We start from the raw sequence: 23,005 nt of genomic DNA, 5'->3' as shown, positions 1-23,005 counted from the left end.
CGGGGCTACTCGATGCCGGCGAGCATCAGCGCGCCGGTGATCGCGAGATTGGCGATGGTGAGCGGCAGCATCAGCTTCCAGCCATATGACATCAACTGATCGTAGCGCGGGCGGGGCAGGGCGGCGCGCAGCAGGATGAAGAAGGCGATGAATGAGCCAATTTTCAGGGCGAACCAGAGGGCGGGCGGCAGCAACGGGCCGTGCCAGCCGCCGAAATAGAGCACGACGGTGATCGAACAGATCAGCACGATGCTGGCGTATTCGCCGATGAAGAACATGCCGAATTTCATGCTGGAATATTCGGTGTGAAACCCGGCACCCAGCTCGTTTTCGCCTTCCGGCAGGTCGAACGGCAGGCGGTGGGCTTCCGCGATGCCGGCGATCAGAAAGGGTAGAAAGCCGAAGAATTGCGGGATCACGAACCAGAGGCGGGTTTGTGCTGCGACGATGGTTTCGAGGTTGAACGAGCCGGTCAGCATGACCACGCCGACCACGGCGAGGCCCATGAACACTTCGTAGCTGATGGTTTGCGCCGCCGCGCGCATGCCGCCAAGCAGGGCGAATTTGCTGTTCGACGACCACCCCGCGAGGATGACGCCGTAGACCGACAGCGAGGTCATGCCGAGGAAGAACAGCAGGCCGATGTTCAGGTTCGGCATGATGCCGGCGAACGGGCCGAGCGGGATGACCGCAAAGGCGAGTACCACCGTGGTCAGCACGATGATGGGTGCTGCGGTGAAGATGATTTTGTCGGCGAAGGGCGGTGTCCAATCCTGCTTGAAGAAAATCTTGATCATGTCGGCGACGATTTGCAGCGTGCCCTGCCAGCCGACCCGGTTGGGGCCAAGCCGGTCCTGCCAGAAGCCGAGCAGGCGGCGCTCGGCGAAGGTGAGGCCGGCGGCGAGCAGGGTGATGCCGAGCAGGACGGCGACCGCCTGGACCAGGGATAGCAAAATGGCGTTCATGAGGGCTCGCCGGGGTGGCTTGCGGTGATGGTAAGGCTGCCGGGCAGGGGCGGGTTCGCTTCGCCCTGGACGCCGATCGTGAGGCCGGCGACGCCTGCGGCCATGGTCGGGTCGAGCGCGATGGTGCGGCGGACCGTGGTTGTGCCGATCGTGCAATCGACCATCGTGCCGGCGGACAGGCCGCGCGTTGCGGCATCGGCGGGGTTCAGGCGGAGGATGGGGCTGCCCACGCGTGATGCGACTGCGGGCGCGAGATTGCTCAGCTCATCCGAGCCGAATACGCGCCGGATCGGCAGGGCGAGTATACCCGGCGTCGGTGATGGCGGATGGGGGAGCGGCAGTTCGGTGGGGATGCGTGTGATGGCCGGGAAGAGCATGACGCCCGGCTCGGCTGCCGAGGGGAATTTGAGGTTTGCCTGCACGGAGTTCCAGCCGGGCGACCAGACATGGGGCATCAGGCCGGTGCGCGGCATGGGGCCCTCCATCGTCGGGCCGAGCGGGGAATCGGGGTTTGCGAAGGGCTGAGGCTCCCGAACATGGCTTGCCGCATTGACGGCGGTGCGGCCGCTGTAGCGGTGCGGCAGCGTGGGCGGGCGCTGCATGTCGCCCTCATGCGCGTGCGGCCAGAGGGTGCGGCAGGCGGCGAGGTCGGGCAGGTTTGCGGCCATCGCCTCGATCAGGTCGCGGTGGGTGGCCCAGGCGGTTGCGTCGAGGCGGCCGGCGGCGATGCCGGCGTTGCGCAGGATGTGCCAGGAGGGCGCGGGATCGTCGGCGCCGAAGATCGCCTTGAAGCTGCGCTGGGCGCGGCCTTCCTGGTTGACGAGCGTGCCATCGGCGTCGGCGAAGCTGCCGACCGCGATGGCGAGATCGGCTGTCGCGGTGGTCGGGGTTTCGATGCAGTCGAGCACGCTGAGTGAGGCGATGCGGCTGAAGGCGTGTTCCAGCGGCCCGGTTTCGCTGCGGCGGTGCAGGTCGTTTTCCAGCACGATGACATGCGGTGCATGCCCTGTCTGGATTGCGGCCAGGGCGGCGGATAGTGGTGGTGCGCAGAACAGGCCGAGGCCGAGGCTGTTGGTTTCGGGCAGCAGGATGGACAGGCGCGCGGCGATCCCATGGCGGCGCAGGGTGGTGACGATGTTGGCGGCGGCGCGCATCAAGGCGCTGTCGCCACCGACCACGATGACCGGTGCGGAGGCGCAGCACAGGATGGCCGCGATGGCGGTTGGATCGGCGGTTGAAGGGTGTTCGAGTTGGGCTTTGATGGTGGCGGCGAGGGTGAGGAGTGCGGTCGGGGCGAGGCGGAGGCAGGCGGTCGCGCAATCATCGAGCCTGGTGCTCATCGGTGTCGCGATGATCAGCGGTGTTGGCGACCCGGCGGCGCTGCGGCGCGCGGCGCTGTCGTTCCAGGCGGGGATCTGCCGGATTGCCAGGGCCTCGCTGGTCGCGCGCTGGGCTGACTGGCGGAGCGACAAGGCGAGAATCGGTGCGATGTCGGACGGGTCCTCGCCCAGGATCAGCACGGCATCGGCTTGCGCGGCATCGGCCGGTGTTGCGGTCGGGACGGCGGCATCGCGCAGGATCGTGATGGCGGTGGCGATGATATCGGCGTCGTGATCCGACACGCCGGCGTAGAAATGCGCGGGCCCGACCAGAAGGCGCAGGGCCGCGTTGGCTTCGAGCGAGGCGCGCGGCGATCCGATGCCGATGACATTGTTCGTTCGCAACGGTTCAGCGAGTGCGGCGGTCGCGGCTGCGATATCGAGGGGCGTTTCGGTGCCTTGCGCGTCCCGCTGGAGGGATGTGCGACGTCGTGCTGGTGAGCGGATGAAATCGACGCCAAACCGGCCGCGGTCGCAGAGGAAATAGCCGTTCAGCGCCGCGTTATAAAGATTGACGACGCGCCTGAATTCGCCTTCGCGTTCCTGCACCGTGATGTTGCAGCCGACGGCGCAGTGCGGGCAGATCGAGGGGGTGGCGCGCATGTCCCATTTGCGGCGAAACCTGGTTGCGAAGGGTTTGTCGACGAACACGCCGGTCGGGCATACTTCCACGAGATTGCCGGCGAATTCGCTTTCCAGCGTGCCTGGCGTGGCGCGGCCGAAATAGATGTTCCGGTTGGCGCCGAACACGCCGAAATCATCACCGCCGGCGTAGTCGCGGTAGAACCTGACGCAGCGGTAGCAGCCGATGCAGCGGTTCATTTCATGGCGGATGAAGGGGCCGAGATCCTGGTTGAGATGGGTGCGTTTGGTAAAGCGGTAGCTTCGTTCTGTATGTTTGACCAGAGCGGTCATGTCCTGCAAATGGCATTCGCCGCCGACTTCGCAGACCGGGCAATCATGCGGATGATTGGTCAGGACAAATTCGATCACCCGGTCGCGAAATTGCGCGGTGGCCGGATCGGTGATCGATAGACGCATGCCCGGAGTGACCGGCGTCATGCAGGCCATCACGATAGTGCCGGTGTGATCCTCCGGGCCGTTGAACAGTTTGACGGCGCATTGCCGGCAGGCGCCGACCGCGCCGAGGGCGGGGTGCCAGCAAAAATAGGGGAGGTCGAGTTGCTTCGAGGACATTCTGGCCGGGTTGGGCCGTGATGATCGTGCGATCGACATCGAGGTGCAGATGGTTCAGGTCCATGCGCAGGCCCTGGTTTCGATGTGCCGGGTGAATTCGGCGCCGAAATAGCGCAGGCCGCTTTGCAGCGATGCCATCGCACCGGGTGCCAAGGCGCAGAAGGTGCGGCCCGGGCCGAGATTGCCGGTCATTTCCGCAAGCGTATCGAGATCGTCGATCATGCCGGTGCCGGCCTCGATCGATTTCAGGATGTGTTCGACCCACGGCAAACCATCGCGGCAGGGGGCGCACCAGCCGCAGGATTCGCGGGCGAAAAACTGTTGCAGATTGGCGATGAAACCGACCGGGCAGGTGTGATCGTCGAGCACGATGGCCGTGCCGGTGCCGAGCCTGGTGCCGTGCGCCGCCATGGCTTGCGCGGTCATGCTGACGTCGAGCTGATCGGCTGGGAGAAACGCGGTCGACGCGCCGCCGGGCAGGACGGCGCGCAGTTCATAGCCCGTTTTCATGCCGCCGGCATGGTGCTCGATCATGTCGTGCAGCGTCGTGCCCATCGGCAGTTCGAAGGCGCCGGGGTGGTTCACCCGCCCGCTGACGCCGTAGATTTTGGTGCCGACGCCGCCGTTGATGCCGAGGCTGCGATACCACGCCGCACCGTAGCGGACGATGTGCGGAATGTTGCAGATGGTCTCGACATTGTTGACGATGGTCGGGCAGCCCCAGAGGCCGCTGATCTGCGGAAACGGCGGCTTGGCGCGGGGGATGGCGCGATGGCCTTCCAGGGAGTTCAGCAGCGCGGTTTCCTCGCCGCAGATGTAGCGCCCGGCGCCGGCGTGCACCTGAATTGAAAGATTGTAGCCGGAGCCGAGGATATTCTTGCCGAGCAGACCTGCTGCCGTGGCTTCCGCGATCGCGGTGTTCAGGCGCTCGATGGCGGTGAAGTATTCGCCGCGCACGAAGATATAGGACATGTTCGCTTCGACGGCATAGGCGCTCAGGATGATGCCCTCGATCATCTGGTGGGGGTCGCCTTCGAGCAGCAGGCGGTCCTTGAACGTGCCGGGTTCCATTTCATCGGCGTTGACCACGAAGTAGCGCGGGCCGGGCCGTTGTGCGGCGCTCGGCATCAACTGCCATTTGCGCCCGGTTGGAAAGCCGCCGCCGCCGCAACCGGTGAGGCCGGACTCGGTGACCATGTGTACGATGGCGGCGGGGTCGGTCTTGCCCAATGTATCGCGGACCGCGCGATAGCCATCGGCCCGTTCGTAGGCGGCGATATCGAGATGGGGCGCGCCGCGATGGATATTGCGCGTCAGCGGGCGGTCGGGCGCTGTGTTCATGGGAGTGGCGTGGCGTCGAACATTGCGTCGAGCGTGGCGGGATCGACGTTGCCGTGCAGCACATCGTTCGCCATCATCGCCGGGGCGTGATCGCAATGGCCGAGGCAGACGATGGGCAGGAGCGTGAACCGGCCATCGGCCGAGGTTTCGCCTGGCTTGATGCCGATGCGGCGTTCGATGTGCTGTGCCAGATGATCGCGCCCCGTGATCCAGCAGGTGATACTGTCGCACAACAGGATAACGGTCTGGCCAACCGGTTTGCGGTAGATCAGATTGTAGAAGGTCGCGAGGCCGTCGAGTTCGGTGGCCGGCAGGCCGAGCAGGTGGGCGATTTCGGCGAGGAGGTTGTCGCCGATGTAGCGCCGCCGTTGCTGGACGAGTTTCAGCGCATCGATCGCGGCGGCGCGCGCGGTGGGGTAGTGGCCGATCAGATTGCGGATTTCGGTGCGTTCGGTCGGGTCGAGCGCGGGCTGGGCTTCAACGATCGACATCGGCCATCACGAAATCGATGCTGCCGATAATCGCGATGAGGTCGGCCAGGTAGGCGCCGCGGCTGATCGCGGGGATGATCTGCAGATGCGCGAAGGAGGGGGTGCGGATGCGCACGCGGTAGGGCTGGGTGGTGCCGTCGCTGACCAGATGATAGGTGTTGAGGCCTTTGGTCGCTTCGATGGTTGTCGATACCTCACCGGGGGGAATTACTGCACCCCAGGTCGCGTTGAGGAAATGTGGGATCAGCGTGTCGATATCATGCAGCACGGCTTCGCGCGGCATCGGCATGGCGAGCGGATGGTTCGATTTTACCGGGCCCGGCGGCATTTGTTCCACGCATTGGCTGATGATTCGCAGGCTCTCGCGCATTTCATCGAGCCGCAGTTGAACGCGGTTGTAGCAATCGCCGCGCTGGGCGATCGGGATGTCGAACGCGAGTTGATCATAGCCGGAATAGGGATGGATTTTGCGATAGTCGAACGCGATACCGGTGGCGCGCAGGCCGGGGCCGGTGACGCCCCAGTCGAGCGCTTCGGCCGCGCTGTATTCACCGATGCCGATGGTGCGGGCTTTGAATATGCGGTTGCGCATTACCATCGATTGATATTCGTCGAGCCGCTTGGGCAGATAGGCTAGAAACTCTCGGACCTTGCCATCCCAGCCCTGGGGCAGGTCTGCCGCGACGCCGCCGATCCGGAAGAACGAGGGGTGCATGCGAAAGCCGCAGATCATTTCGATCAGTTCGAGGGCGCGTTCGCGATCGGTAAAGACGTAGAACACCGGCGATAACTGGCCGACGTCCTGGACCATGGTGCCGAAGAATACGAGATGACTGATGATCCGGAACATCTCGGCGAGCATGATGCGGATCATTTGCGCGCGGGCCGGGACGGTGATGCCGGCCAGTTGTTCCACGCCCATCACGTAGGGGAAATTATTCATCACGCCGGCGACATAGTCGATGCGGTCGGTGTAGGGGATGAAGCTGTGCCAGGACTGGCGTTCGCCGATTTTTTCGGCACCCCGATGATGGAAGCCGATTTCGGGGACGACATCGATGATCTCTTCGCCGCGTAGTTTGGCGACCAACCGCAGCACGCCGTGCAGGCTGGGATGATTGGGGCCGAGGTTGATGATCATGGTCTCGGGATCGTCGTCGGCATCGTCGATCATGCCGGCGAGCGCTGGACTATCGCGGAGCGCGTACTGTTCGGCCTGTTCGGTTGCGGCTTGCATGACGAACGGGCCACGTTCGGTCGCACGGCTGTAGTGGTCCTTGCGTAGCGGATGGCCCTGCCAGCTTTCTGGCATCAGGATCCGGCGGAGATTGGCATGCCCTGCGAAGCGGATGCCGAACATGTCCCATATTTCGCGCTCGTACCAATTTGCGTTAGGAAACACCGCGCACAGGGTTGGGGCGATCAGCGCATCCTGCGTCAGCGGAATTTTCACCCTTAGCTGCTTGCCGTCGGTCGGGCGAAGCACATGGTATAGCAGGGTGAAATCGGCACAATTTGGGTGCGGACGGTGGGTGCGCTGCCGTTCGTCGATCGCTGTGATATCGAGCAGGAGACGATAATTCTGGGCCTGGTCGGTTTTGAGGTACTGCATCTGGCGGATCAGGTGATCGGCGTCGCACCAGATGGTTTCGATGGCGTCGGTGGTGGCTTGCGGCGATGGCGGCACGGGTTGCGCCGGTGGGGCGGCGGGCGGGCAGGATTTCAGGGCAGGTGGGGCAATGGCGTCGGGCAAGGTTACGCTCATGACAGGCGATCCGGCAGCGGTGATGTCCGCATGGCCATGCGGGTGTCGGTCTTGAGGTCGCGCTGGCTGGGCGGGGTGTAGGGAACCGGGCCGGTGTCGCCGATCATCCAGCTCAAAGGGCGTTTTGTGGCGCTGATCGAGTTCTGGAGCAGTAACAGGCCTTCGAACAGGGCTTCGGGCCGGGGTGGGCAGCCTGGCACATAGACATCGACCGGCAGGATACTGTCGACGCCCTGCACGACACTATAGACATCGTACATGCCGCCGGAATTGGCGCATGAGCCCATCGAGATGACCCAGCGCGGCTCGAGCATCTGGTCGTAGAGATATTTCACCACCGGCGCCATTTTCAGGAACACGGTGCCGGCGATGACGATGACATCGGCCTGGCGGGGGGTCGCGCGCAACACTTCGGCGCCATAGCGGGCAATGTCGAATTTGGAGGTGAACGAGGTCGCCATTTCGACGTAGCAGCAGGACAGACCGAAATTGAACGGCCAGAGCGAGTGTTTCTGACCCCAGGAGACCAGATCCTCCAGTTTGCCGAGCATGAATTTCTGGTTGGCGCCGGTCGGGTCCGGCGCTGGGTGGTTCACAGCGCCCGGTTCCGGGCTGGCAGAGGGCGCCGCGACCGCGGCTGCCATTCCAGCGCGCCTGAGCGCCAGAGATAGGCCAGGGCGACCAGGAGCAGGGCGAGGAATGACATGATGCCGCCATAGGCCGGCCAGCCGGCACGGCGTGCGGCGACCGCCCAGGCAAAGACGAAGACCATTTCAAGATCGAAAATGACGAACAGCATCGCGACCAGGTAGAATTGGCTGGGAAACCTGATTTTGGCGTCGTGGATCGGCATGATGCCGGATTCGAACGGGTGTGGATCGGCCGGGCCGCGCTTGCGGGGGCCGAGCAAATAGGAGCCGCCGACCATGACACAGGTCATTGCGATGATGGCGATGATGTAGAAACCAAGTCCGACGAAGTGTTGTGGCGTCGGCGTCATGCCGTGTTGCCGAGGCTTGAATGGATTTCGAGTCCGGCGTGGTCGATCATCGCGTTTCCTCTCGTGACAGCACCACCTTTGAGGCTCGTGCGGTTTTCCCGGCGACGCTCTGCGGCATCGATCACATTACGATGACAGAGTCAGATTAAATCAGTAAAGATAAAAAAATTTTTTTTATATTTAGAAAAACTTAATACTGTTTGTGCGCCGATCGCTTGCTACACGCCGTGACTCGATGAATTGTCGCGATCGCGGCAGATGACGCAGTGACGGTGATCAGCCAGCGCGACTCGTGGCACGGATCGACGTCGCCGCTGGATGCTAGTGCACCCAGTGCTCTCGCTTGCGCGTCAGCAATCCACACGACACGAGGCTGAAGTGGGACACGGTTTGAGGGGGGTTGGAAACCTTGGCTCCCGGAGCAGGACTCGAACCTGCGACAAAGCGGTTAACAGCCGCTTGCTCTACCAACTGAGCTATCCGGGAACTGTGCTGCGCGTCTTAGCCAAGCCGACGGCGATTGGCAACAGGGGGGCGGTGACGTGTGGCGCATCCACGGTTTTGCCGCCTCTTTTGAGTCGGAATGAGTTGTGCTAAGGCCTGCTCTTGGATGCGGGCGTGGTGGAACTGGTAGACGCGCCGGACTCAAAATCCGGTTCCGAGAGGAGTGTCGGTTCGATTCCGACCGCCCGCACCATGAAATCTCGAACAATTGGAGCGGGGACGGTCGTCATCGTGGCGGCGCTAATCTGCGCCGGTCTGCTGTCGCGGTTTTGACTTTGTCGTGGCTGCGGCCCTGACGGGTTTGCCGCGCGCGTCATGGGGTTTCGCCGCTCCGTTCAGCGGCTTGCCGGCCTGATTTTTTGATGCGTTCCGCGGGGCTGGGTGTGCGGCATGCACCGGCGCGATCGGGTGGGTTTGCGGAGTCGGGTGATCGATTCTGCGCTCGTCCTTCGGGTCGAGCCGTCGCAGATCGCGGTACAAACCGCCTTCACGCGTGAAATGGCGATTGTAGAACGGGTCCTCCGGCAGGACGTGCTCCCAGCGCAGCCGCATCGCCTCGTTCTCGCGCATGAAGCGCGATAGTTTATCTTCATCGAGGTCATCGCCACGGCTCATGCTTTCCCGATGCTCGCAGACGACATCCGGCGTGAAGATGATCCGGTAGCCGGCTTCGCGGATTTTGATGCAAAGATCGACGTCGTTGAACGCGACCCCAAGTTCCGCCTCGTCGAATCCGCCGGCGGCTTCGAACGCGCTGCGCCGGACCAGCATGCAGGCGGCGGTGACTGCCGCGACCTCGCGTGCCGCGATCGCGTGGGCAATATAACCGGGGGCGGCGCCGGACAGGCCGCGAAACGCATGGTCGGCAACGCCACCGACCCCGAGCACCACGCCGGCGTGCTGGATTGTGCCGTTCGGGTAGAGCAGCTTTGCGCCGACCGCGCCAACCTGCGGGTCTGCGAGAGCTTCGTTCAGCATGGTGCGTAACCAATCCGGATCGTTCACGATCACGTCGTTGTTCATGAACAGCAGGAACGGGTGCGATGCGGCGGCCACGCCGCGATTGTTGATCAGGGAATAATTGAAGGGCTCGGCGATACGCAGGATTTTAGTATCCAGGTAGTTGCCTTGTTCGGTGCAGAACGCCTCAGCTTCGGCACCCTGGGACCAATTGTCAAGTAGGAGAATTTCGATCGTCAGGCCTTCGGATTGGGCACGGATCGCTTCGACGCATTGGCGGGTCAGGTCGATATGGTTTCGAAACGGAATTAGGATCGAGATGCCTGGGTCGGCATCGAGCGCGAAGCTCGTGCGGTAACAGGTCAGCGCGCCGCGCCGCTCGACTTTCGCGGGTAGATTACGCCGTTTGAGGTGTTCGGCGACCGCCACCTCGCCGGCGAGGGCGGCGCGGGGCTTGGCGGCGGCGCCACCGGCGGTCGATGCCGGTGTAATACGCCAATGGTAGAGAATTTCTGCGACGTGATGGATCTCGTGCGGCAGCAGGCGCTCGCTCATACGGAGCAACAAATCGTGGTCCTGTGCACCGTCGAACCGCGGGTCGAGGCCGCCGACCTCGCGCACCAGCGCGGTTTCGGCGACGACCAGGTGGCAGATGTAGTTCAGGTCGAGCAGGAAACGGTAATTGAAATCGGGTTTGAAGTTGGGCTCGGAGACCTGACCGTTGCGGTCGATCTTGTCTTCGTCCGAATAGAGCAACCGCGCACCGGTTGCGGATCGGGCCCGGAGCATGACACCGAGCGCGCAGGGTTCCAACACGTCGTCGTGGTCGAAAAATGCGACCAGCGGGCCGCTGGCTGCGGCGAGGGCCTGGTTGGTGGCCGCGGCGATGCCGACGTTTTTAGGTAGGACGACCACTTTGATCCGTTGGTCGACGCTGCCGAGCCGTTCGAGCGTTTCGCTCAGCGTTTCATCCCGGCTGGCATCATCGACCAGGATCAATTCCCAGTTCTGATAGGTCTGGGCGCGCACCGAATCGACCGCGGCGAGAAATTCACCCTGATTGGGCCGAAAAACCGGGCAGAGTACCGAGACCAGCGGGGCATCGAGGACGGCACCGTATCGCGCGGTGGCGCGCTGCACGATCAGCGGCTGGCTTTGGCGGACCCAGGACGCATAACTGCCAAGTGTCAGCCGTTCCGCAGGCATGGCAGCCTTGAGTTCGCGTCGCAGATGATAGGCGTAGCGGAACAATTCATCAGCCCGGTCGATCAGATTGGCAAGGCGCGTGCGCTCGGCCTCAGTCGGGATCGCTATTTCCATCGGGCTGCCACGCAACAGGATGCGGTCCGGCATCGCATGGAAATCGAGGACGATGCTCTTGCCGTTCCGCAGTTCCGGCGGCAGCGCATAGGAGAAGCCGCAGGCTGGGTCGGCACCCAACGCTTCGGCGACATCGGCGCGGAACTCGTTGGCCTGCAGTTCGGCGAGCGGTTGACCTTTGGTGGAAATCAGCACCCGGATGCCGCCGGTCTTGGCGTTGGTGCGCTCGTCGACCCGCAGGGCCCAACCCTGTATCATGCCGTCGATCAGCCCATCGAGCACGCCATCGATATGGGTGCGGCGGGTCAGGCAGAAATGCAGCTCCGGCAGGATAAGGCCGCCGCGGCCGGGCAACTGGATGCGGTCGCCATCCAGCGTTGCAAAAGACAGGACGTGGCGCAACCCATCCTGAAAACGGGGGGGAATGGCGTAATCAAATCCAACACGGGTCGATGGCAGGTTGAGCGGCGCGGTATCGGGCCGATTGACATCACATTTGATCACGTCAGCAATCTGGCCGTCGACCATCACGCGCATGGTCAGGGTGCGATCCGCGGCCATCGGGTCGACTGCCCAGCCGGCTAATGACGCGTCTTCGATGCGATCGAGAAATCCTAGAATCACGCGACCGGGTCGCGCTGGCAGGACGCGACGGGCTGCTTCCTTGCCGACAACATCCGTATCAAGCCGTACCGCCATTCTTTTGCCCTTTTTCAATTCGCCCCCGGCCCATCGTTCGCCACAGACGATCCACGTCACACTACCTCACGTTGATTTATCTTGCACCCGGCAAAAATTAAAAAATTGATGCTTTCGATCGTTTTGCGCCGGCATATGAGCCGACGTGCAAGCGAAATGCGACCGGTTGCATTGGCCGTGCAATGTGCCTATACGCCGCACTCCAGCGCGATCCTGTCGCGAGCCCGGGCGTTTTGGCATGCCCGGCCGCACAACGCGCACCCGGAGTCGAGCGGCTCCGGGCATGGACTTGAAGGAGATGAAAATGCCGAAAATGAAGACCAAGTCGTCGGTCAAAAAGCGGTTCAAGATTACCGCGACCGGCAAAGTTCTGTGCGGCCATGGCAACAAGCGCCACGGCCTGATCAATCGTTCCACCAAAATGAAGCGCACCAATCGTGGCACGATGGCGCTGCCCGAGCAGGACGGCAAAACCGTCAAGCAATGGGCTCCCTACGGTCTCGGTTAAGGAAAACGCATCATGGCACGCGTCAAACGGGGTGTAACCACCCACGCACGGCACAAAAAAGTTCTCAAACAGTCGAAGGGCTTCGTCGGCCGTTCGTCGACCAGCTATCGGATTGCGCTCGAACGGCTCGAAAAGTCGCTTCAGTACGCGTATCGCGATCGCCGGGTTAAGAAGCGCGAGTTCCGCGCGCTGTGGATCCAGCGGATCAACGCGGCGGTTCGCGAGCACGGCATGACCTACAGCCAGTTCATCGCGGCGCTGAAAACCGCGAATATCGAACTGGACCGCAAGGTGCTTTCGGCAATGGCGTTCGATGATCCGGCCGGTTTTGCCGCGGTGGTCGAGGCGGCGAAGGCGGTCGCCGCCTAACCCACGTTTACGTATCGGCTGGCGTAACGCGGAGTCGGTACCATGATGTTGCCCGGGAGCTTTGGCTCTCGGGTGCATCAATTCGGTTTGACCGGGACCAGATTTTTCATGAACAGGGTGGCGCAGGCCTCCCACGAGAATTGCTCGGCGAAGCGGCGGCAATCCTGACGATCGATCGTCAGTGCCGCCAACGAGGCCGCGCGCAAATCATTGTTGAGTACGCCGACGCGCGGGAGCACGCCGCCAAAAATATCGCTGGGGCCGCAGACCGGAAATGCCGCAACCGGCGTGCCCGCGGCGAGCGCTTCGAGCACGACCAGGCCGAACGTATCGGTGCGGCTGGGAAACACGAAGACATCCGCACTCGCGAACAGGCTGGCAAGTTCGGCGCCCTGGCGGGGCCCAAGAAAGATCGTGCGTTCGCCGGCGTAGCGCCGTTCCAGCCAATTGCGTTCAGGACCATCGCCGACGATCAGCTTGGTACCGGGCAGATCAAGGTCGAGAAACGCCGTCAGGTTCTTTTCGACCGCCAACCGCCCAACTGATAGAAAGATCGGGCCGGGATAGGGCAGGGTGGTGGCGCGGTCGGGGTGGAACAGGGTGGCATCGACGCCGCGCGACCATAACAATGTGTTCGCGAAACCATGCTCGCGCAGTTCAGCCGCTAGCGATCGTGTTGCGACCATGGTGCCCGAGCCACGACCGTGAAAGCGGCGCAGCCAGGCATAGACAACGCGATGTGGCAATGCGGTGCGCGCGGCCAGATAATCGGGGAAGCGGGTGTGGTATGCCGTGGTGAATTGCCAGCCGACGCGGCGTGCCAGGCGAGAGGCGGCGATGCCGAGCGGGCCTTCGGTTGCGATATGCAGAGCATCCGGCCGGAACTCATCGAACAGGCGCGCCATGCGCCGGCGCGGAAACAGCGACAATCTGACTTCGGGATAGCTGGGGCAGGGCAGGGTATGGAAGCGATCCGGGCCGACGACCAACACGCGCTGGCCGAGCCGCTCAAGCTGCCCGGTCAGCATTGACAGCGTCCGCACTACGCCGTTGACCTGGCTGTGCCATGCGTCGGTGACGATCAGGATGCGGGATGTCTCAGGCAGGCGCCGCATCCAACGCGCCTTGCACGGCGACGGCCTTGCGCGGCGCCAGGAACGACAGCTTGTTCAACACCGCCCAGTCCAGCAGTTCAAGCCGGCCATCCCAATGTTCGACCAGGGCGGTGCAGCTTTCCACCCAATCGCCATCGTTGATGTATAACACCCCGTCCACCATGCGCATTTCGGGGTGGTGGATGTGGCCGCACACCACGCCATCGAAGCCACGGCCCCGGGCATCGGCCGCGAGAGCCGTCTCGAACCGATCGATCGCCTTCACGGCTTCCTTGACCTGCCGCTTGAGATAGGCCGACAGCGACCAATACGGGTAGCCCAGGTAGGATCGGGCCATGTTGAAGTAACGGTTCAGCACCAGAGCGGCGGTGTAGGCCCAGTCGCCGAGTAGCGCGAGGGTTTTAGCGTAGCACACGACCGAGTCGAACTGATCGCCATGCGTAATCAAAAGCCGTTGGCCGGCCGCGGTGATGTGTTCGGCTTCGGCCTGGAAGGTGACGCCTGCCATTTCCAGCCCCAGCGGCAGGAAGCGGCGGACCACTTCGTCGTGATTGCCGGGCACGTAGATGATTTTCGAACCGTTCCTGGCGTGGCGTAGAATGGATGTCAGGACATCGTCATGATGACTGTCCCAATACCAGCCGCGCTTGAGGCGCCAACCATCGATGATGTCGCCGACCAAATATATGTGATCGGCTGTATTCCGCCTTAGAAAATCGGCTAGAAAATCAGCCCGGCAGCCACGCGTGCCGAGATGAGTGTCGGAGATGAACACGCTGCGATAGCGTGTAATCGCGGCCGGTGCTGTCATGCGCGCTCGTTACGCGATCTGACCGCGTCTCACCTAATGAAACTCTGATGACAGGACTTGAATGTTTACAAATTCATGACGAATTCTGGGCGCGCCACTCATCCTGGGTGATCGCCCAGGTTTCGGATGGATGGCGGCCGGCGACGTAATCCGTCTCGCCCCTGGCGATCACGCGCATGCCCTGGCGTGCCGACAGGCGGGATGACGCGATGTTGGCGACTGCCTTGGAGACGCGCAAAACGGGCTGATCGAGCGTGTTGAAATAAAATTCGGTGACGGCGTCTGCCGCTTCGCTCGCGAAGCCCTGGCCTTGATGGGCGCGCGCGATCCAGAAGCCGCGGTTCTCGGTCGAACCGATCCGAAGGTTGATCAAGCCGACCCTGCTGTCAGGTGCGGTGCGCAGCCGGATACTCCACGCATAGGCCTCGCCGCGGGCAATCTGCGGCAGTAGAAGATCATGCAGAAACAGCCGTGCCCCGTCAGCCGGGTAGGGCCAGGGCACGCGGGTATTCATGAATTTCACGATGTCCCAGTGGGGAAACTCGGCCTGAATGAAATCAGCGTCATCAAGCGTGACGGGAACCAAGCATAGTCGCGCTGTGGTCAACACCGGAGAGTTCATTTGGCGCCGACTTGATTGAGCCAGTTCTCGAGATTGTAATAGTTGGTCACGCGTGTGATCAGCCCGTCCCGGATTTCGAAAAAGGCACCGGCGGGGAGCACGTAATTTTGGCCGTGGGCTTCGGGCAGGCCAGGATCGGTGCGCAGATACGCGCCATGCACGATGAATTCGGCGGCGGCGCGCGTCCCATCGGCGGCGGGCATCACCACGATATCGGTCAGCCGTTCCCGATACGAAATGTTCATGTGATCGAGAAAGGCCGCGAAGGCATCCTTGCCGATTTCGCGCTTACCCTGGTTGATGTCGTGGACGACGTCCCGGCTGAGCAGATCGAGCATCGCCTGGGGCTGGCCCGCATTGAACGCAGCATAGTATGATTCGATGAGATTCTTTGCGTTGGCAGGCATGGTTGGGCTCCCCTGAGATCGACAGACCTTCAATCTGCGAATTCATGATTGAGTTCAAGACCCATGGCGCGGGTGCTGCAACGAAATCTGATCGCCGACAGCGGCGGCTTGCTCCTTGCGGCTGCAACCCGTACCGTGTCGCTCAAACGAGGAGCAATGCCATGAGCCAACCAGAAAACCGGCAGTTTCGCCTGATCCGTCGTCCGGTCGGGCACGTCAAGCGCGAAGATTTCGAGTTCCGCACCGAGCCTGCGCGCGCACCCGAGGCTGGGGAAATCATGGTCGGGGTCGAATATCTATCGCTCGACCCGGCGATGCGCGGATGGATGAACGAGGGTAAATCGTACATCGCACCCGTCAAACTAGGCGACGTGATGCGCGCCGGTGGTGTTGGCACCATCATCGAGAGCAAGGCTGACGGCTTCGTACCCGGCGATGTCGTGACCGGAGCGCTCGGGATCCAGACGGTTGCGACGCTGGCAGCCGAGGGCTGTATCAAGGTCGATGCCAGCCTGGCGCCCAAGCCTTTGTTCATCTCCGCACTCGGTATGCCGGGCATGACGGCGTATTTTGGGTTGCTGGTGGTCGGCGAGCCAAAATCCGGCGAGACGGTGGTGGTGTCCGGCGCGGCCGGCGCGGTCGGCGCGTTGGTCGGGCAGATCGCGAAAATTCAGGGTTGCCACGTGGTCGGCATCGCCGGTGGTGCGGAAAAATGCCGTTATATTGTCGATGAACTCAGGTTTGACGGCGCGATCGATTACAAATCGGACAGCGTGCCGGCCAAGCTCCGGGAGCTCTGCCCCAAAGGCATCGACGTGTATTTCGATAACGTCGGTGGTCAGATTCTGGATGACTGCCTGGCGCAGATCAATCTTCGCGCGCGGATCGTGATTTGTGGTGCAATTTCGCAATATAATAATACGACACCGGTCAAGGGGCCGTCGAACTACCTGGCATTGCTGGTCAACCGGGCGCGGATGCAAGGCATGATTGTATTTGACTACGCTGACCGCTATCCGGAAGGCGCGCGCGCGATGGCAGGCTGGATGAAGGACGGCAGGCTGAAAAGTCGCGAGGATATCGTCGACGGGATTGAGACCTTCCCGGAAACCTTGCAGAAGCTGTTCACCGGCGAGAATTTTGGCAAGCTGATCCTGAAGGTTTGACGGGGCGCATCTGAGGCAGGCTTCGGCAAAGGCTTGCCTCAGAGGTGAATTGTATCGTTATCGTAATTATATGAGTTTGCCGTATGCGGTCCGTCCCTGGACAGCGCACGTGCACCATATTGGGTCAAACTGGTATCGGATACTGGCGTGATCCTTTGAATGGTGGTGTCCAGGGATTGCGCCACATCTCTCGGTATGTCACATTCATGAACAATAAATTATGGCGCTGTCATGTGTTGCGCCGGATTGGGGAAATGAGCGAGTACATCCTGCAGGCGCGTGGTTTATCCAAAGGTTTTCGCGGCTTCATGGCCGTCCAGGATGTCGATCTTTCAGTTGAAAAAGACAGTATTCATGCCCTGATTGGCCCGAACGGGGCGGGCAAGACGACGTGTTTCAATCTTCTGTCGAAATTTCTGGCGCCGAGTTCCGGCAGCATCAGTTTCGAGGGTGAGGACATCACCTCGTTGTCGCCGGCGGCGGTGGCGCGGCGGGGTATGGTGCGGAGCTTTCAGATTTCCGCTGTGTTCGGTCATATGACGGCGTTGGAGAACGTTCGGATTGCTTTGGCGCGCGCACGCGGCGGCAATTTTGACTTCTGGCGCGGCGAGCGTGTGCTGACGCAGTACAACGACCGCGCGCATGAACTTCTTCACGACGTCGGCCTTTCGGATAGTGTAGACGTTCCGGCAGCCGAGCTTTCATACGGGCGCAAGCGCGCTCTCGAAATTGCAACGACGCTGGCGTTGGACCCGCGGTTGATGCTGCTTGATGAACCAACGGCGGGTATGACCGAATCGGATGTTGCGCGCATTGTTGCGTTGATCAGGCAAATTCGCGGCGGGCGTACGATTTTGATGGTCGAGCATAATCTGTCAGTCGTGTCCGGACTGTCGGATCGGATCACGGTGCTGGCTCGCGGACGTGTTCTGGCCGAAGGTGACTACGAAAGTGTATCCGCCAACGAGGCGGTGGTGACGGCATATCTGGGATCGGATCACGCCGATGCTTGAGGTCAGCGGGCTGAACGCCTGGTACGATGAGAGCCACGTTCTGCATGGCATGAGTTTCGAGGTGCGTGAGGGTGAATGCGTGACCTTGCTGGGCCGTAACGGTGCCGGTAAGTCGACCACGCTTAAATCGATCATGGGGTTGATCCAGAAGCGCACCGGCAGCGTTCGGTTTCGCGGTGCCGAACTGATCGCCGCACGGCCCGATATCGTCGGTCGCGCTGGCATCGGGTTTTGCCCGGAGGATCGCGGGATTTTTGCGGGATTGAGTGTCGCCGAGAATCTGATGCTGCCGCCGGTGGTGGCTCCTGGCGGCATGAGTGTTGCCGATATTCACGTGCTGTTTCCCAATCTTGCCGAACGGGCGAAGAGTCCTGGTACCAAATTATCGGGCGGTGAGCAGCAGATGCTGGCGATTGCGCGCATTTTGCGGACCGGGGCAAAGCTGCTGCTGCTCGATGAACCGACCGAGGGTTTGGCGCCGGTGATCGTGCAACAGATTGGTCAGATGATTCTCGAGATCAAGCGGCGCGGATTTACTGTCTTGCTGGTCGAACAGAACTTCCGTTTTGCGTCCAAACTGGCGGATCGTCACTATCTGGTCGAGCACGGCCAGGTGGTCGACATGATCCCGAATCACGAACTGCCTGCTCGCGCCGAGGGGTTGCATCGCCGTCTCGGCATCTGAATATAAACCGGAGGAACTTTCATGACGATTTCCAGACGTACCCTGCTCGGCACCGCCGCTACCGGCGTTGCCGCCGCTGCTTTGCCGTTCGGACGCGCCCGTGCTGCCAGCAAGTCACTCAAAATCGCGGTCATCAGCGATTTTTCAGGCCCTTATCGCGACATCGGCGGGCCGACCTCGGTTGCCTGCGTCCATCAAGCGCTGGCCGATTTTGGTGCCAAGGACAAGGGCTACGATGTCACGGTGCTGCAAGGCGATCATCAGGAGAGCCCGGCGGTCGGCACTGCGCTCGCCCAACGGTTTTATGATCAGGGTGTCGATCTGGTGATCGACGTGCCGAATTCGGCAATCGGCATCGCGATCGAAGGTGTCGCGCATGACAAGAACCGCGCGTATATCAACACTAATTCCGCGTCTTCGGAAATTACCGGCAAGTTCTGTAATGCGCAGACCGTGCACTGGACGTATGACACCTATATGCTCTCGCACTCCACGGGTGGCGCGATGGTCAAGGGTGGCGGCAAGAAGTGGTTTTTCATCACCGCGGATTACGCGTTCGGACATCTGCTGCACGATCAGACGGCGGCAGTTGTCAAGCAGATGGGCGGCCAGGAGATGGGCAACGTCAATTTCCCGTTTCCGCAGACGACCGATTTTTCATCCTTCCTGATCCAGGCGCAATCGTCGGGCGCGGATGTGCTCGGCCTCGCCAGTGCGGGCAAGGATACCGTCAATCTGGTGAAGCAGGCGCATCAGTTTGGCATCAACAAGACAATGAAGATTGCCGGCCTGCTGGTCTTTATCAACGACGTGCATGGCATGGGGCTCGATATCGCGCAGGGGCTGACGCTGACCGAGAGCTTCTATTGGAACATGAACGATCGTACGCGCGCGTTCATGGCGCGGGTCAAACCGCGCACGCCGAATAATTATCCTTCAATGGGACAGGCCGGTTGCTATTCCGGCGTGCTGCATTTCATGAAGGCGGTCGAGGCGATGAACAATATGGCGGATGTGAAGAACGGCGCCGCTGTGGTCGCGCAGATGAAGAAAATGCCGACGGATGACGACGCTTATGGCAAGGCCTCGATCCGTGAGGACGGCAGGTTCATGTGCAACGCGTATCTGTTCCGGGTGAAGACGCCGGCAGAGAGCAAGGGGCCGTGGGATTACTACGATCTGCTCGCAACGACCCCGGCAGACCAGGCGTTTATGCCGATGGCGGCGGAAGGGTGCCCGCTGATCAAGACCTGATGTGATGCCGGCGAACCGGCACCGCACCAAACGGTCAAAAGTTTTTTGCTTCTTTTTTTTCAAAAAAGAAGCGCTACCCTATACTTTCCCTGACAGGATATCGCCCGCGCCATGATGATGATTCTCGGAAAACCAGCGCCGTTGTTGTTCGGGCAGTTGTTGCTGGGGATCATCAACGGGTCGTTCTATGCGATGCTGTCACTCGGGCTTGCGATCATTTTCGGATTGTTGAACGTGATCAATTTCGCCCATGGCGCCTTGTTCATGGTCGGTGCGTTCGTCACCTGGGGGCTGCTGCATTATCTGGGTATCGGGTTCTGGCCGGCGCTGGTCGTTGCACCGGTGATGGTGGGGGCGTTCGGGTTGCTGATCGAGCGCACGCTGATCCGCTTCACCTATAAACTCGATATTCTGTATGGATTGTTGCTGACGTTCGGATTGGCGCTGGTGTTGGAGGGGATTTTCACCAACGCCTTCGGCAGTTCGGGCGTCTCGTACGATGGGCCGAACATATTGTCGGGCACGTTGAACCTGGGATTCATGTATCTGCCGGTGTATCGGGCGTTTGTGGTGTTCGCAGCGATCGTGATCTGTTTTGGCGTGTGGTTCACCATTGAAAAAACCCCGCTCGGGGCGCTGCTGCGTGCGGCGACAGAAAACCCGGCGCTGGTGCAGTCGTTCGGAGTCAACGTGCCGCGTTTGATTTCATTGACCTTCGCGGGCGGGGTGGCGCTGGCGGGCTTGGCGGGCGTGCTGGCGGCGCCGCTGTATTCGGTCAATCCGGGCATGGGGACCAGCCTGATCAACACGGTGTTCGCGGTGGTGGTGATCGGCGGGATGGGGTCGATCGGCGGGGCGATCCTGACCGGATTCGGCCTTGGCATCATTCAAGGGTTCACCGAGGTGTTTTATCCGGCGGCATCATCGGTCGTCGTTTTTGCGGTGATGGCGGTGGTGCTGCTGGCCCGACCAGCCGGGCTGTTCGGCCGGGTGGCGTGATGTTCGGGTTCACGCGCGCGCAGGCGATCGGGTTCGTTGTCATGCTGGTGGTGTTGATCATCGCCCCGTTCATTGCCTATCCGATTTTCGTGATGCAGGTGATGTGCTTTGCCTTGTTCGCGATGGGCGCTAATTTGTTGATGGGCTATACCGGGCTGCTCTCACTCGGCCAGGCCGCTTATTTTGGCATGGGCGGCTATATTGCTGGCTATAGTGTGCAGACGCTGCATTTGACGCCCGAGGTGGGAATTCTGCTCGGCGGTTTGGTGGGCGGGGCGATCGGCGTGGTGTTCGGCTGGCTGTCGATCCGCCGGCAGACGATCTATTTCGCGATGGTCACGCTCGCGCTCGCGCAGCTGGTGGAGTTTTTCGCGGTCCAGGATACGTCGTTTACCGGCGGGGAAAACGGCATTCAGAACATTCACCGCGGCCGGTTATTCGGTGCGTTGCCGCTCGGGCATGATTTGCAGATGTACTGGCTGGTACTGGCCGTTTTCCTGATCGGCTTCATCTTCGTGCACCGGGTGATCCATTCGCCGTTCGGTCAGGTGGTCAAGGCGATCCGCGAGAACGAGAACCGCGCGATCTCGCTCGGCTACAAGGTCGAGCAGTATAAATGGATCATCTTCATCCTGGCCGCGGTGCTGGCCGGGGTTGCTGGCGCGATGAAGGCGCTGGTGATGGGGATTGCGACCTTGTCCGATGTCAGTAATTCGACATCCGGTATCGTGGTGCTGATGGTGCTGGTGGGCGGTATCGGCACGGTGTACGGTCCCTTGATCGGGGCTGCGATCATCATCGCGATGCAATATTACCTGGCGGGTTTCAGCGATTGGGTTACCGTGATCCAAGGCGTGATCTTCATCGCCTGCGTGCTCGCGTTCCGCCGGGGGATTATCGGCGAATTGGGGGCGAAGCTCAAACTCTCGCTGTAGGAGGCGCCGCATGACCGTCGCGTTGCAGGATTACGATGCCACCGGCCTTGCGGCGTTGATTGCGGATGGCAGCCTGTCAGCGGTGGAAGTGCTGGACGCGACCCTTGCGCGGATCGATGCGGCGGAGCCGCGGATCAACGCCATCGCGGTCGATCTGCGTGAGCGCGGGCGGGAACAGAGTGCCGGGCCCATCGCGGGGCCGTTTGCGGGCGTGCCGTTTCTGCTCAAGGATATTTTTCAGGAGTACGCCGGCGCGCGCATGACGATGGGGGCATTGCCCCTGAAGGATCATGTCGCGAAGACGACATCCGCTTACGTTGAGCGCTGCCGGCGCGCGGGCCTCGTGATCATCGGTGCGACCACGACGCCGGAATTGGGGCTGAAGGCCACCACCGAGACCATGCTGCACGGTGCCACGCGCAACCCTTGGAATCTCGATCACACCCCGGGCGGTTCGTCCGGCGGGGCGGCGGCGGCGGTTGCGGCCGGCTATGTGCCGATGGCCGGCGCTTCGGACGGGGGCGGGTCGATCCGGATTCCAGCGGCCTATTGTGGGTTGTTCGGCCTCAAACCCTCGCGCGGCCGGGTTTCCGAAGGGCCGGTGCTGGGCGAGGGGTGGGAGGGGGCGGTGTGTACCCATGTTCTGACCCGGTCCGTGCGCGATTCCGCAGCGATGCTCGATGTCCTGGCCGGTGCCGAGCCGGGCGATCCGTTCGTGATCACCCAGCCGGAGCGTCCCTTTGCAGCGGAACTTGACCACGATCCCGGCCGGCTGCGGATCGGGCTTTCCGTCCGCTCGCCGGTCGGTGGCCGCGTTGGTTCGGAGATGATCGAGGCGGTTCACAAGACCGCCGTTCTGCTGGAATCGCTCGGCCATCACGTCGAGGAGGCGGAGCCGTCGATCGATGGTGGGTTGCTTGCGCGCTGTTACATGGGGCTGTATTTCGGCCATGTTGCTGCCATGACCGCGCGGATCCGCCGCGAAACCTTGTGTGCGGCATCGTCGTTCCACCCCGATACCAGGGCGCTGGCTTTGCTCGGCCGGGCGATGTCGGCCGGTGCTTTCGTCGAACTGCGGGCGCATTGGAACGGTTTTGCCCGCGCTCTGGGTGAGTTCCACGCGCACTACGATCTGTTCCTGACCCCGACGACGGCGCTCGGCCCCGCTCGCATCGGCGCGCTCGACACGCCGCGCCCGGTACAGCTGTTGTCTACGGTGATCGATCGGCTGGGTGCGGGCCGCGCGCTGCTGAAATCCGGTATTGTCGATGAGCTTTCGTTCAAGAATCTCGAACGCACGCCTTTCACCCAGCTGGCCAACCTGACTTTCGTGCCCGCCATGTCGGTGCCGCTGCACCAGGGGCCGGATGGCCTGCCGGTTGGCGTGCAGTTCGTTGCGCGCTTCGGCGCCGAAACGACCTTGTTGCGCCTGGCGGCCCAATTGGAACGAGCGGCCCCTTGGTCGACGCGCCGGGCTTTTCGTATCTGATCCGCAATGTG

Annotated in this window: 21 protein-coding genes and 2 tRNA genes; 10 read left to right on the top strand and 13 right to left on the bottom strand. The window is 61.9% G+C overall.

The window, feature by feature from the left end; translation table 11 throughout:
* Positions 1–5: 5 nt before the first annotated feature.
* The 8 genes from nuoH to B7X49_RS02060 form a co-directional block, all read right to left on the bottom strand.
* The gene (nuoH, locus tag B7X49_RS02095; RefSeq protein ID WP_286702785.1) at positions 6–965 is read right to left on the bottom strand and encodes an NADH-quinone oxidoreductase subunit NuoH; all 960 of its coding nucleotides are present in this window, start codon (positions 963–965) and stop codon (positions 6–8) included.
* The gene (gene nuoG, locus B7X49_RS02090) at positions 962–3,541 is read right to left on the bottom strand and encodes an NADH-quinone oxidoreductase subunit NuoG (RefSeq protein ID WP_286838132.1); all 2,580 of its coding nucleotides are present in this window, start codon (positions 3,539–3,541) and stop codon (positions 962–964) included. The genes nuoH and nuoG overlap by 4 nt, the downstream gene beginning before the upstream one ends.
* A 54-nt stretch (positions 3,542–3,595) precedes the next feature.
* On the bottom strand, positions 3,596–4,882 hold the full coding sequence (gene nuoF / locus B7X49_RS02085; protein ID WP_286702783.1) for an NADH-quinone oxidoreductase subunit NuoF: 1,287 nt from the start codon (positions 4,880–4,882) through the stop codon (positions 3,596–3,598).
* Positions 4,879–5,373 (bottom strand): NADH-quinone oxidoreductase subunit NuoE, encoded by a 495-nt coding sequence (gene nuoE, locus B7X49_RS02080; protein ID WP_286702782.1) that lies wholly within the window; start codon positions 5,371–5,373, stop codon positions 4,879–4,881. Before nuoE ends, nuoF begins: the two co-directional genes overlap by 4 nt.
* Complete coding sequence (nuoC, locus tag B7X49_RS02075) at positions 5,360–7,138, bottom strand: NADH-quinone oxidoreductase subunit C/D (protein WP_324503774.1); 1,779 nt, start codon at positions 7,136–7,138, stop codon at positions 5,360–5,362. The genes nuoE and nuoC overlap by 14 nt, the downstream gene beginning before the upstream one ends.
* The gene (locus B7X49_RS02070) at positions 7,135–7,782 is read right to left on the bottom strand and encodes an NADH-quinone oxidoreductase subunit B (RefSeq protein WP_286702781.1); all 648 of its coding nucleotides are present in this window, start codon (positions 7,780–7,782) and stop codon (positions 7,135–7,137) included. The genes nuoC and B7X49_RS02070 overlap by 4 nt, the downstream gene beginning before the upstream one ends.
* Complete coding sequence (gene ndhC / locus B7X49_RS02065) at positions 7,731–8,138, bottom strand: NADH-quinone oxidoreductase subunit A (RefSeq protein ID WP_286702780.1); 408 nt, start codon at positions 8,136–8,138, stop codon at positions 7,731–7,733. Before ndhC ends, B7X49_RS02070 begins: the two co-directional genes overlap by 52 nt.
* Before the next feature lie 410 nt (positions 8,139–8,548).
* A tRNA-Asn gene (locus B7X49_RS02060) sits at positions 8,549–8,624 on the bottom strand.
* A 126-nt stretch (positions 8,625–8,750) separates the two neighbouring features.
* Here B7X49_RS02060 and B7X49_RS02055 point away from each other — a divergent pair.
* Positions 8,751–8,835, top strand: a tRNA-Leu gene (locus tag B7X49_RS02055).
* Positions 8,836–8,882: 47 nt separating this feature from the next.
* Here B7X49_RS02055 and B7X49_RS02050 read toward each other — a convergent pair.
* Complete coding sequence (locus B7X49_RS02050) at positions 8,883–11,483, bottom strand: glycosyltransferase family 2 protein (RefSeq protein WP_286838127.1); 2,601 nt, start codon at positions 11,481–11,483, stop codon at positions 8,883–8,885.
* 442 nt (positions 11,484–11,925) lie between these two features.
* On the opposite strand from B7X49_RS02050, the gene rpmI reads away from it, so the two are divergent.
* Both rpmI and rplT read left to right on the top strand, forming a co-directional pair.
* Entirely contained in the window at positions 11,926–12,129 is a 204-nt protein-coding gene (gene rpmI / locus B7X49_RS02045) for a 50S ribosomal protein L35 (protein WP_029311499.1), read from the top strand.
* Positions 12,130–12,141: 12 nt separating this feature from the next.
* Positions 12,142–12,498, top strand: coding sequence for a 50S ribosomal protein L20 (gene rplT, locus B7X49_RS02040; protein ID WP_029311498.1), 357 nt, complete (start codon positions 12,142–12,144; stop codon positions 12,496–12,498).
* A gap of 77 nt (positions 12,499–12,575) precedes the next feature.
* On the opposite strand, the gene B7X49_RS02035 is transcribed toward rplT, so the two are convergent.
* The 4 genes from B7X49_RS02035 to B7X49_RS02020 all read right to left on the bottom strand — a co-directional run bounded on the left by B7X49_RS02035 (position 12,576) and on the right by B7X49_RS02020 (position 15,453).
* Positions 12,576–13,613, bottom strand: a complete 1,038-nt coding sequence (locus B7X49_RS02035) for a glycosyltransferase family 1 protein (RefSeq protein WP_286702778.1) — start codon at positions 13,611–13,613, stop codon at positions 12,576–12,578.
* The gene (locus B7X49_RS02030) at positions 13,597–14,424 is read right to left on the bottom strand and encodes a UDP-2,3-diacylglucosamine diphosphatase (RefSeq protein WP_286702777.1); all 828 of its coding nucleotides are present in this window, start codon (positions 14,422–14,424) and stop codon (positions 13,597–13,599) included. Before B7X49_RS02030 ends, B7X49_RS02035 begins: the two co-directional genes overlap by 17 nt.
* A gap of 73 nt (positions 14,425–14,497) precedes the next feature.
* A complete protein-coding gene (locus tag B7X49_RS02025; protein WP_286838123.1) occupies positions 14,498–15,046 on the bottom strand; it encodes a GNAT family N-acetyltransferase in 549 nt (182 codons plus the stop codon).
* A complete protein-coding gene (locus B7X49_RS02020) occupies positions 15,043–15,453 on the bottom strand; it encodes a ketosteroid isomerase-related protein (protein WP_286702775.1) in 411 nt (136 codons plus the stop codon). The genes B7X49_RS02025 and B7X49_RS02020 overlap by 4 nt, the downstream gene beginning before the upstream one ends.
* Here B7X49_RS02020 and B7X49_RS02015 point away from each other — a divergent pair.
* The 7 genes from B7X49_RS02015 to B7X49_RS01985 all read left to right on the top strand — a co-directional run bounded on the left by B7X49_RS02015 (position 15,438) and on the right by B7X49_RS01985 (position 22,994).
* The gene (locus tag B7X49_RS02015) at positions 15,438–16,619 is read left to right on the top strand and encodes an NADP-dependent oxidoreductase (protein ID WP_286702774.1); all 1,182 of its coding nucleotides are present in this window, start codon (positions 15,438–15,440) and stop codon (positions 16,617–16,619) included. The genes B7X49_RS02020 and B7X49_RS02015 overlap by 16 nt on opposite strands.
* A gap of 254 nt (positions 16,620–16,873) precedes the next feature.
* On the top strand, positions 16,874–17,632 hold the full coding sequence (locus B7X49_RS02010; RefSeq protein WP_286702773.1) for an ABC transporter ATP-binding protein: 759 nt from the start codon (positions 16,874–16,876) through the stop codon (positions 17,630–17,632).
* Positions 17,625–18,317, top strand: coding sequence for an ABC transporter ATP-binding protein (locus B7X49_RS02005; protein ID WP_286702772.1), 693 nt, complete (start codon positions 17,625–17,627; stop codon positions 18,315–18,317). Before B7X49_RS02010 ends, B7X49_RS02005 begins: the two co-directional genes overlap by 8 nt.
* A 21-nt stretch (positions 18,318–18,338) precedes the next feature.
* Positions 18,339–19,571, top strand: coding sequence for an ABC transporter substrate-binding protein (locus B7X49_RS02000; RefSeq protein WP_029311490.1), 1,233 nt, complete (start codon positions 18,339–18,341; stop codon positions 19,569–19,571).
* 111 nt (positions 19,572–19,682) lie between these two features.
* Entirely contained in the window at positions 19,683–20,570 is an 888-nt protein-coding gene (locus B7X49_RS01995) for a branched-chain amino acid ABC transporter permease (RefSeq protein ID WP_286702771.1), read from the top strand.
* Positions 20,570–21,505, top strand: a complete 936-nt coding sequence (locus tag B7X49_RS01990; RefSeq protein ID WP_029311488.1) for a branched-chain amino acid ABC transporter permease — start codon at positions 20,570–20,572, stop codon at positions 21,503–21,505. Before B7X49_RS01995 ends, B7X49_RS01990 begins: the two co-directional genes overlap by 1 nt.
* Positions 21,506–21,515: 10 nt before the next feature.
* Entirely contained in the window at positions 21,516–22,994 is a 1,479-nt protein-coding gene (locus B7X49_RS01985) for an amidase (RefSeq protein WP_286702770.1), read from the top strand.
* Positions 22,995–23,005: the final 11 nt, after the last annotated feature.

Origin of the sequence: Acidiphilium sp. 34-64-41 (assembly GCF_002282635.1) — a bacterium.
GTDB classification, from domain to species: Bacteria; Pseudomonadota; Alphaproteobacteria; order Acetobacterales; family Acetobacteraceae; genus Acidiphilium; species Acidiphilium rubrum.
Note: the sequence above shows the minus strand (reverse complement) of the source record. Positions and strands in the feature narration are given on the sequence as shown.

What these genes read in the sequence shown, in the direction of transcription:
- B7X49_RS02035 (WP_286702778.1), bottom strand. Translation starts at nt 13,613, where the DNA reads ATGCGGCGCCTGCCTGAGACATCCCGCATCCTGATCGTCACCGACGCA.
- nuoG (WP_286838132.1), bottom strand. Translation starts at nt 3,541, where the DNA reads ATGTCCTCGAAGCAACTCGACCTCCCCTATTTTTGCTGGCACCCCGCC.
- nuoF (WP_286702783.1), bottom strand. Translation starts at nt 4,882, where the DNA reads ATGAACACAGCGCCCGACCGCCCGCTGACGCGCAATATCCATCGCGGC.
- B7X49_RS02050 (WP_286838127.1), bottom strand. Translation starts at nt 11,483, where the DNA reads ATGGCCGCGGATCGCACCCTGACCATGCGCGTGATGGTCGACGGCCAG.
- rplT (WP_029311498.1), top strand. Translation starts at nt 12,142, where the DNA reads ATGGCACGCGTCAAACGGGGTGTAACCACCCACGCACGGCACAAAAAA.
- B7X49_RS01990 (WP_029311488.1), top strand. Translation starts at nt 20,570, where the DNA reads ATGTTCGGGTTCACGCGCGCGCAGGCGATCGGGTTCGTTGTCATGCTG.
- B7X49_RS02010 (WP_286702773.1), top strand. Translation starts at nt 16,874, where the DNA reads ATGAGCGAGTACATCCTGCAGGCGCGTGGTTTATCCAAAGGTTTTCGC.
- B7X49_RS02005 (WP_286702772.1), top strand. Translation starts at nt 17,625, where the DNA reads ATGCTTGAGGTCAGCGGGCTGAACGCCTGGTACGATGAGAGCCACGTT.
- nuoH (WP_286702785.1), bottom strand. Translation starts at nt 965, where the DNA reads ATGAACGCCATTTTGCTATCCCTGGTCCAGGCGGTCGCCGTCCTGCTC.
- nuoC (WP_324503774.1), bottom strand. Translation starts at nt 7,138, where the DNA reads ATGAGCGTAACCTTGCCCGACGCCATTGCCCCACCTGCCCTGAAATCC.
- B7X49_RS02070 (WP_286702781.1), bottom strand. Translation starts at nt 7,782, where the DNA reads ATGGCAGCCGCGGTCGCGGCGCCCTCTGCCAGCCCGGAACCGGGCGCT.
- B7X49_RS02030 (WP_286702777.1), bottom strand. Translation starts at nt 14,424, where the DNA reads ATGACAGCACCGGCCGCGATTACACGCTATCGCAGCGTGTTCATCTCC.
- nuoE (WP_286702782.1), bottom strand. Translation starts at nt 5,373, where the DNA reads ATGTCGATCGTTGAAGCCCAGCCCGCGCTCGACCCGACCGAACGCACC.
- B7X49_RS02020 (WP_286702775.1), bottom strand. Translation starts at nt 15,453, where the DNA reads ATGCCTGCCAACGCAAAGAATCTCATCGAATCATACTATGCTGCGTTC.
- B7X49_RS02000 (WP_029311490.1), top strand. Translation starts at nt 18,339, where the DNA reads ATGACGATTTCCAGACGTACCCTGCTCGGCACCGCCGCTACCGGCGTT.
- ndhC (WP_286702780.1), bottom strand. Translation starts at nt 8,138, where the DNA reads ATGACGCCGACGCCACAACACTTCGTCGGACTTGGTTTCTACATCATC.
- B7X49_RS01995 (WP_286702771.1), top strand. Translation starts at nt 19,683, where the DNA reads ATGATGATGATTCTCGGAAAACCAGCGCCGTTGTTGTTCGGGCAGTTG.
- B7X49_RS01985 (WP_286702770.1), top strand. Translation starts at nt 21,516, where the DNA reads ATGACCGTCGCGTTGCAGGATTACGATGCCACCGGCCTTGCGGCGTTG.
- B7X49_RS02025 (WP_286838123.1), bottom strand. Translation starts at nt 15,046, where the DNA reads ATGAACTCTCCGGTGTTGACCACAGCGCGACTATGCTTGGTTCCCGTC.
- rpmI (WP_029311499.1), top strand. Translation starts at nt 11,926, where the DNA reads ATGCCGAAAATGAAGACCAAGTCGTCGGTCAAAAAGCGGTTCAAGATT.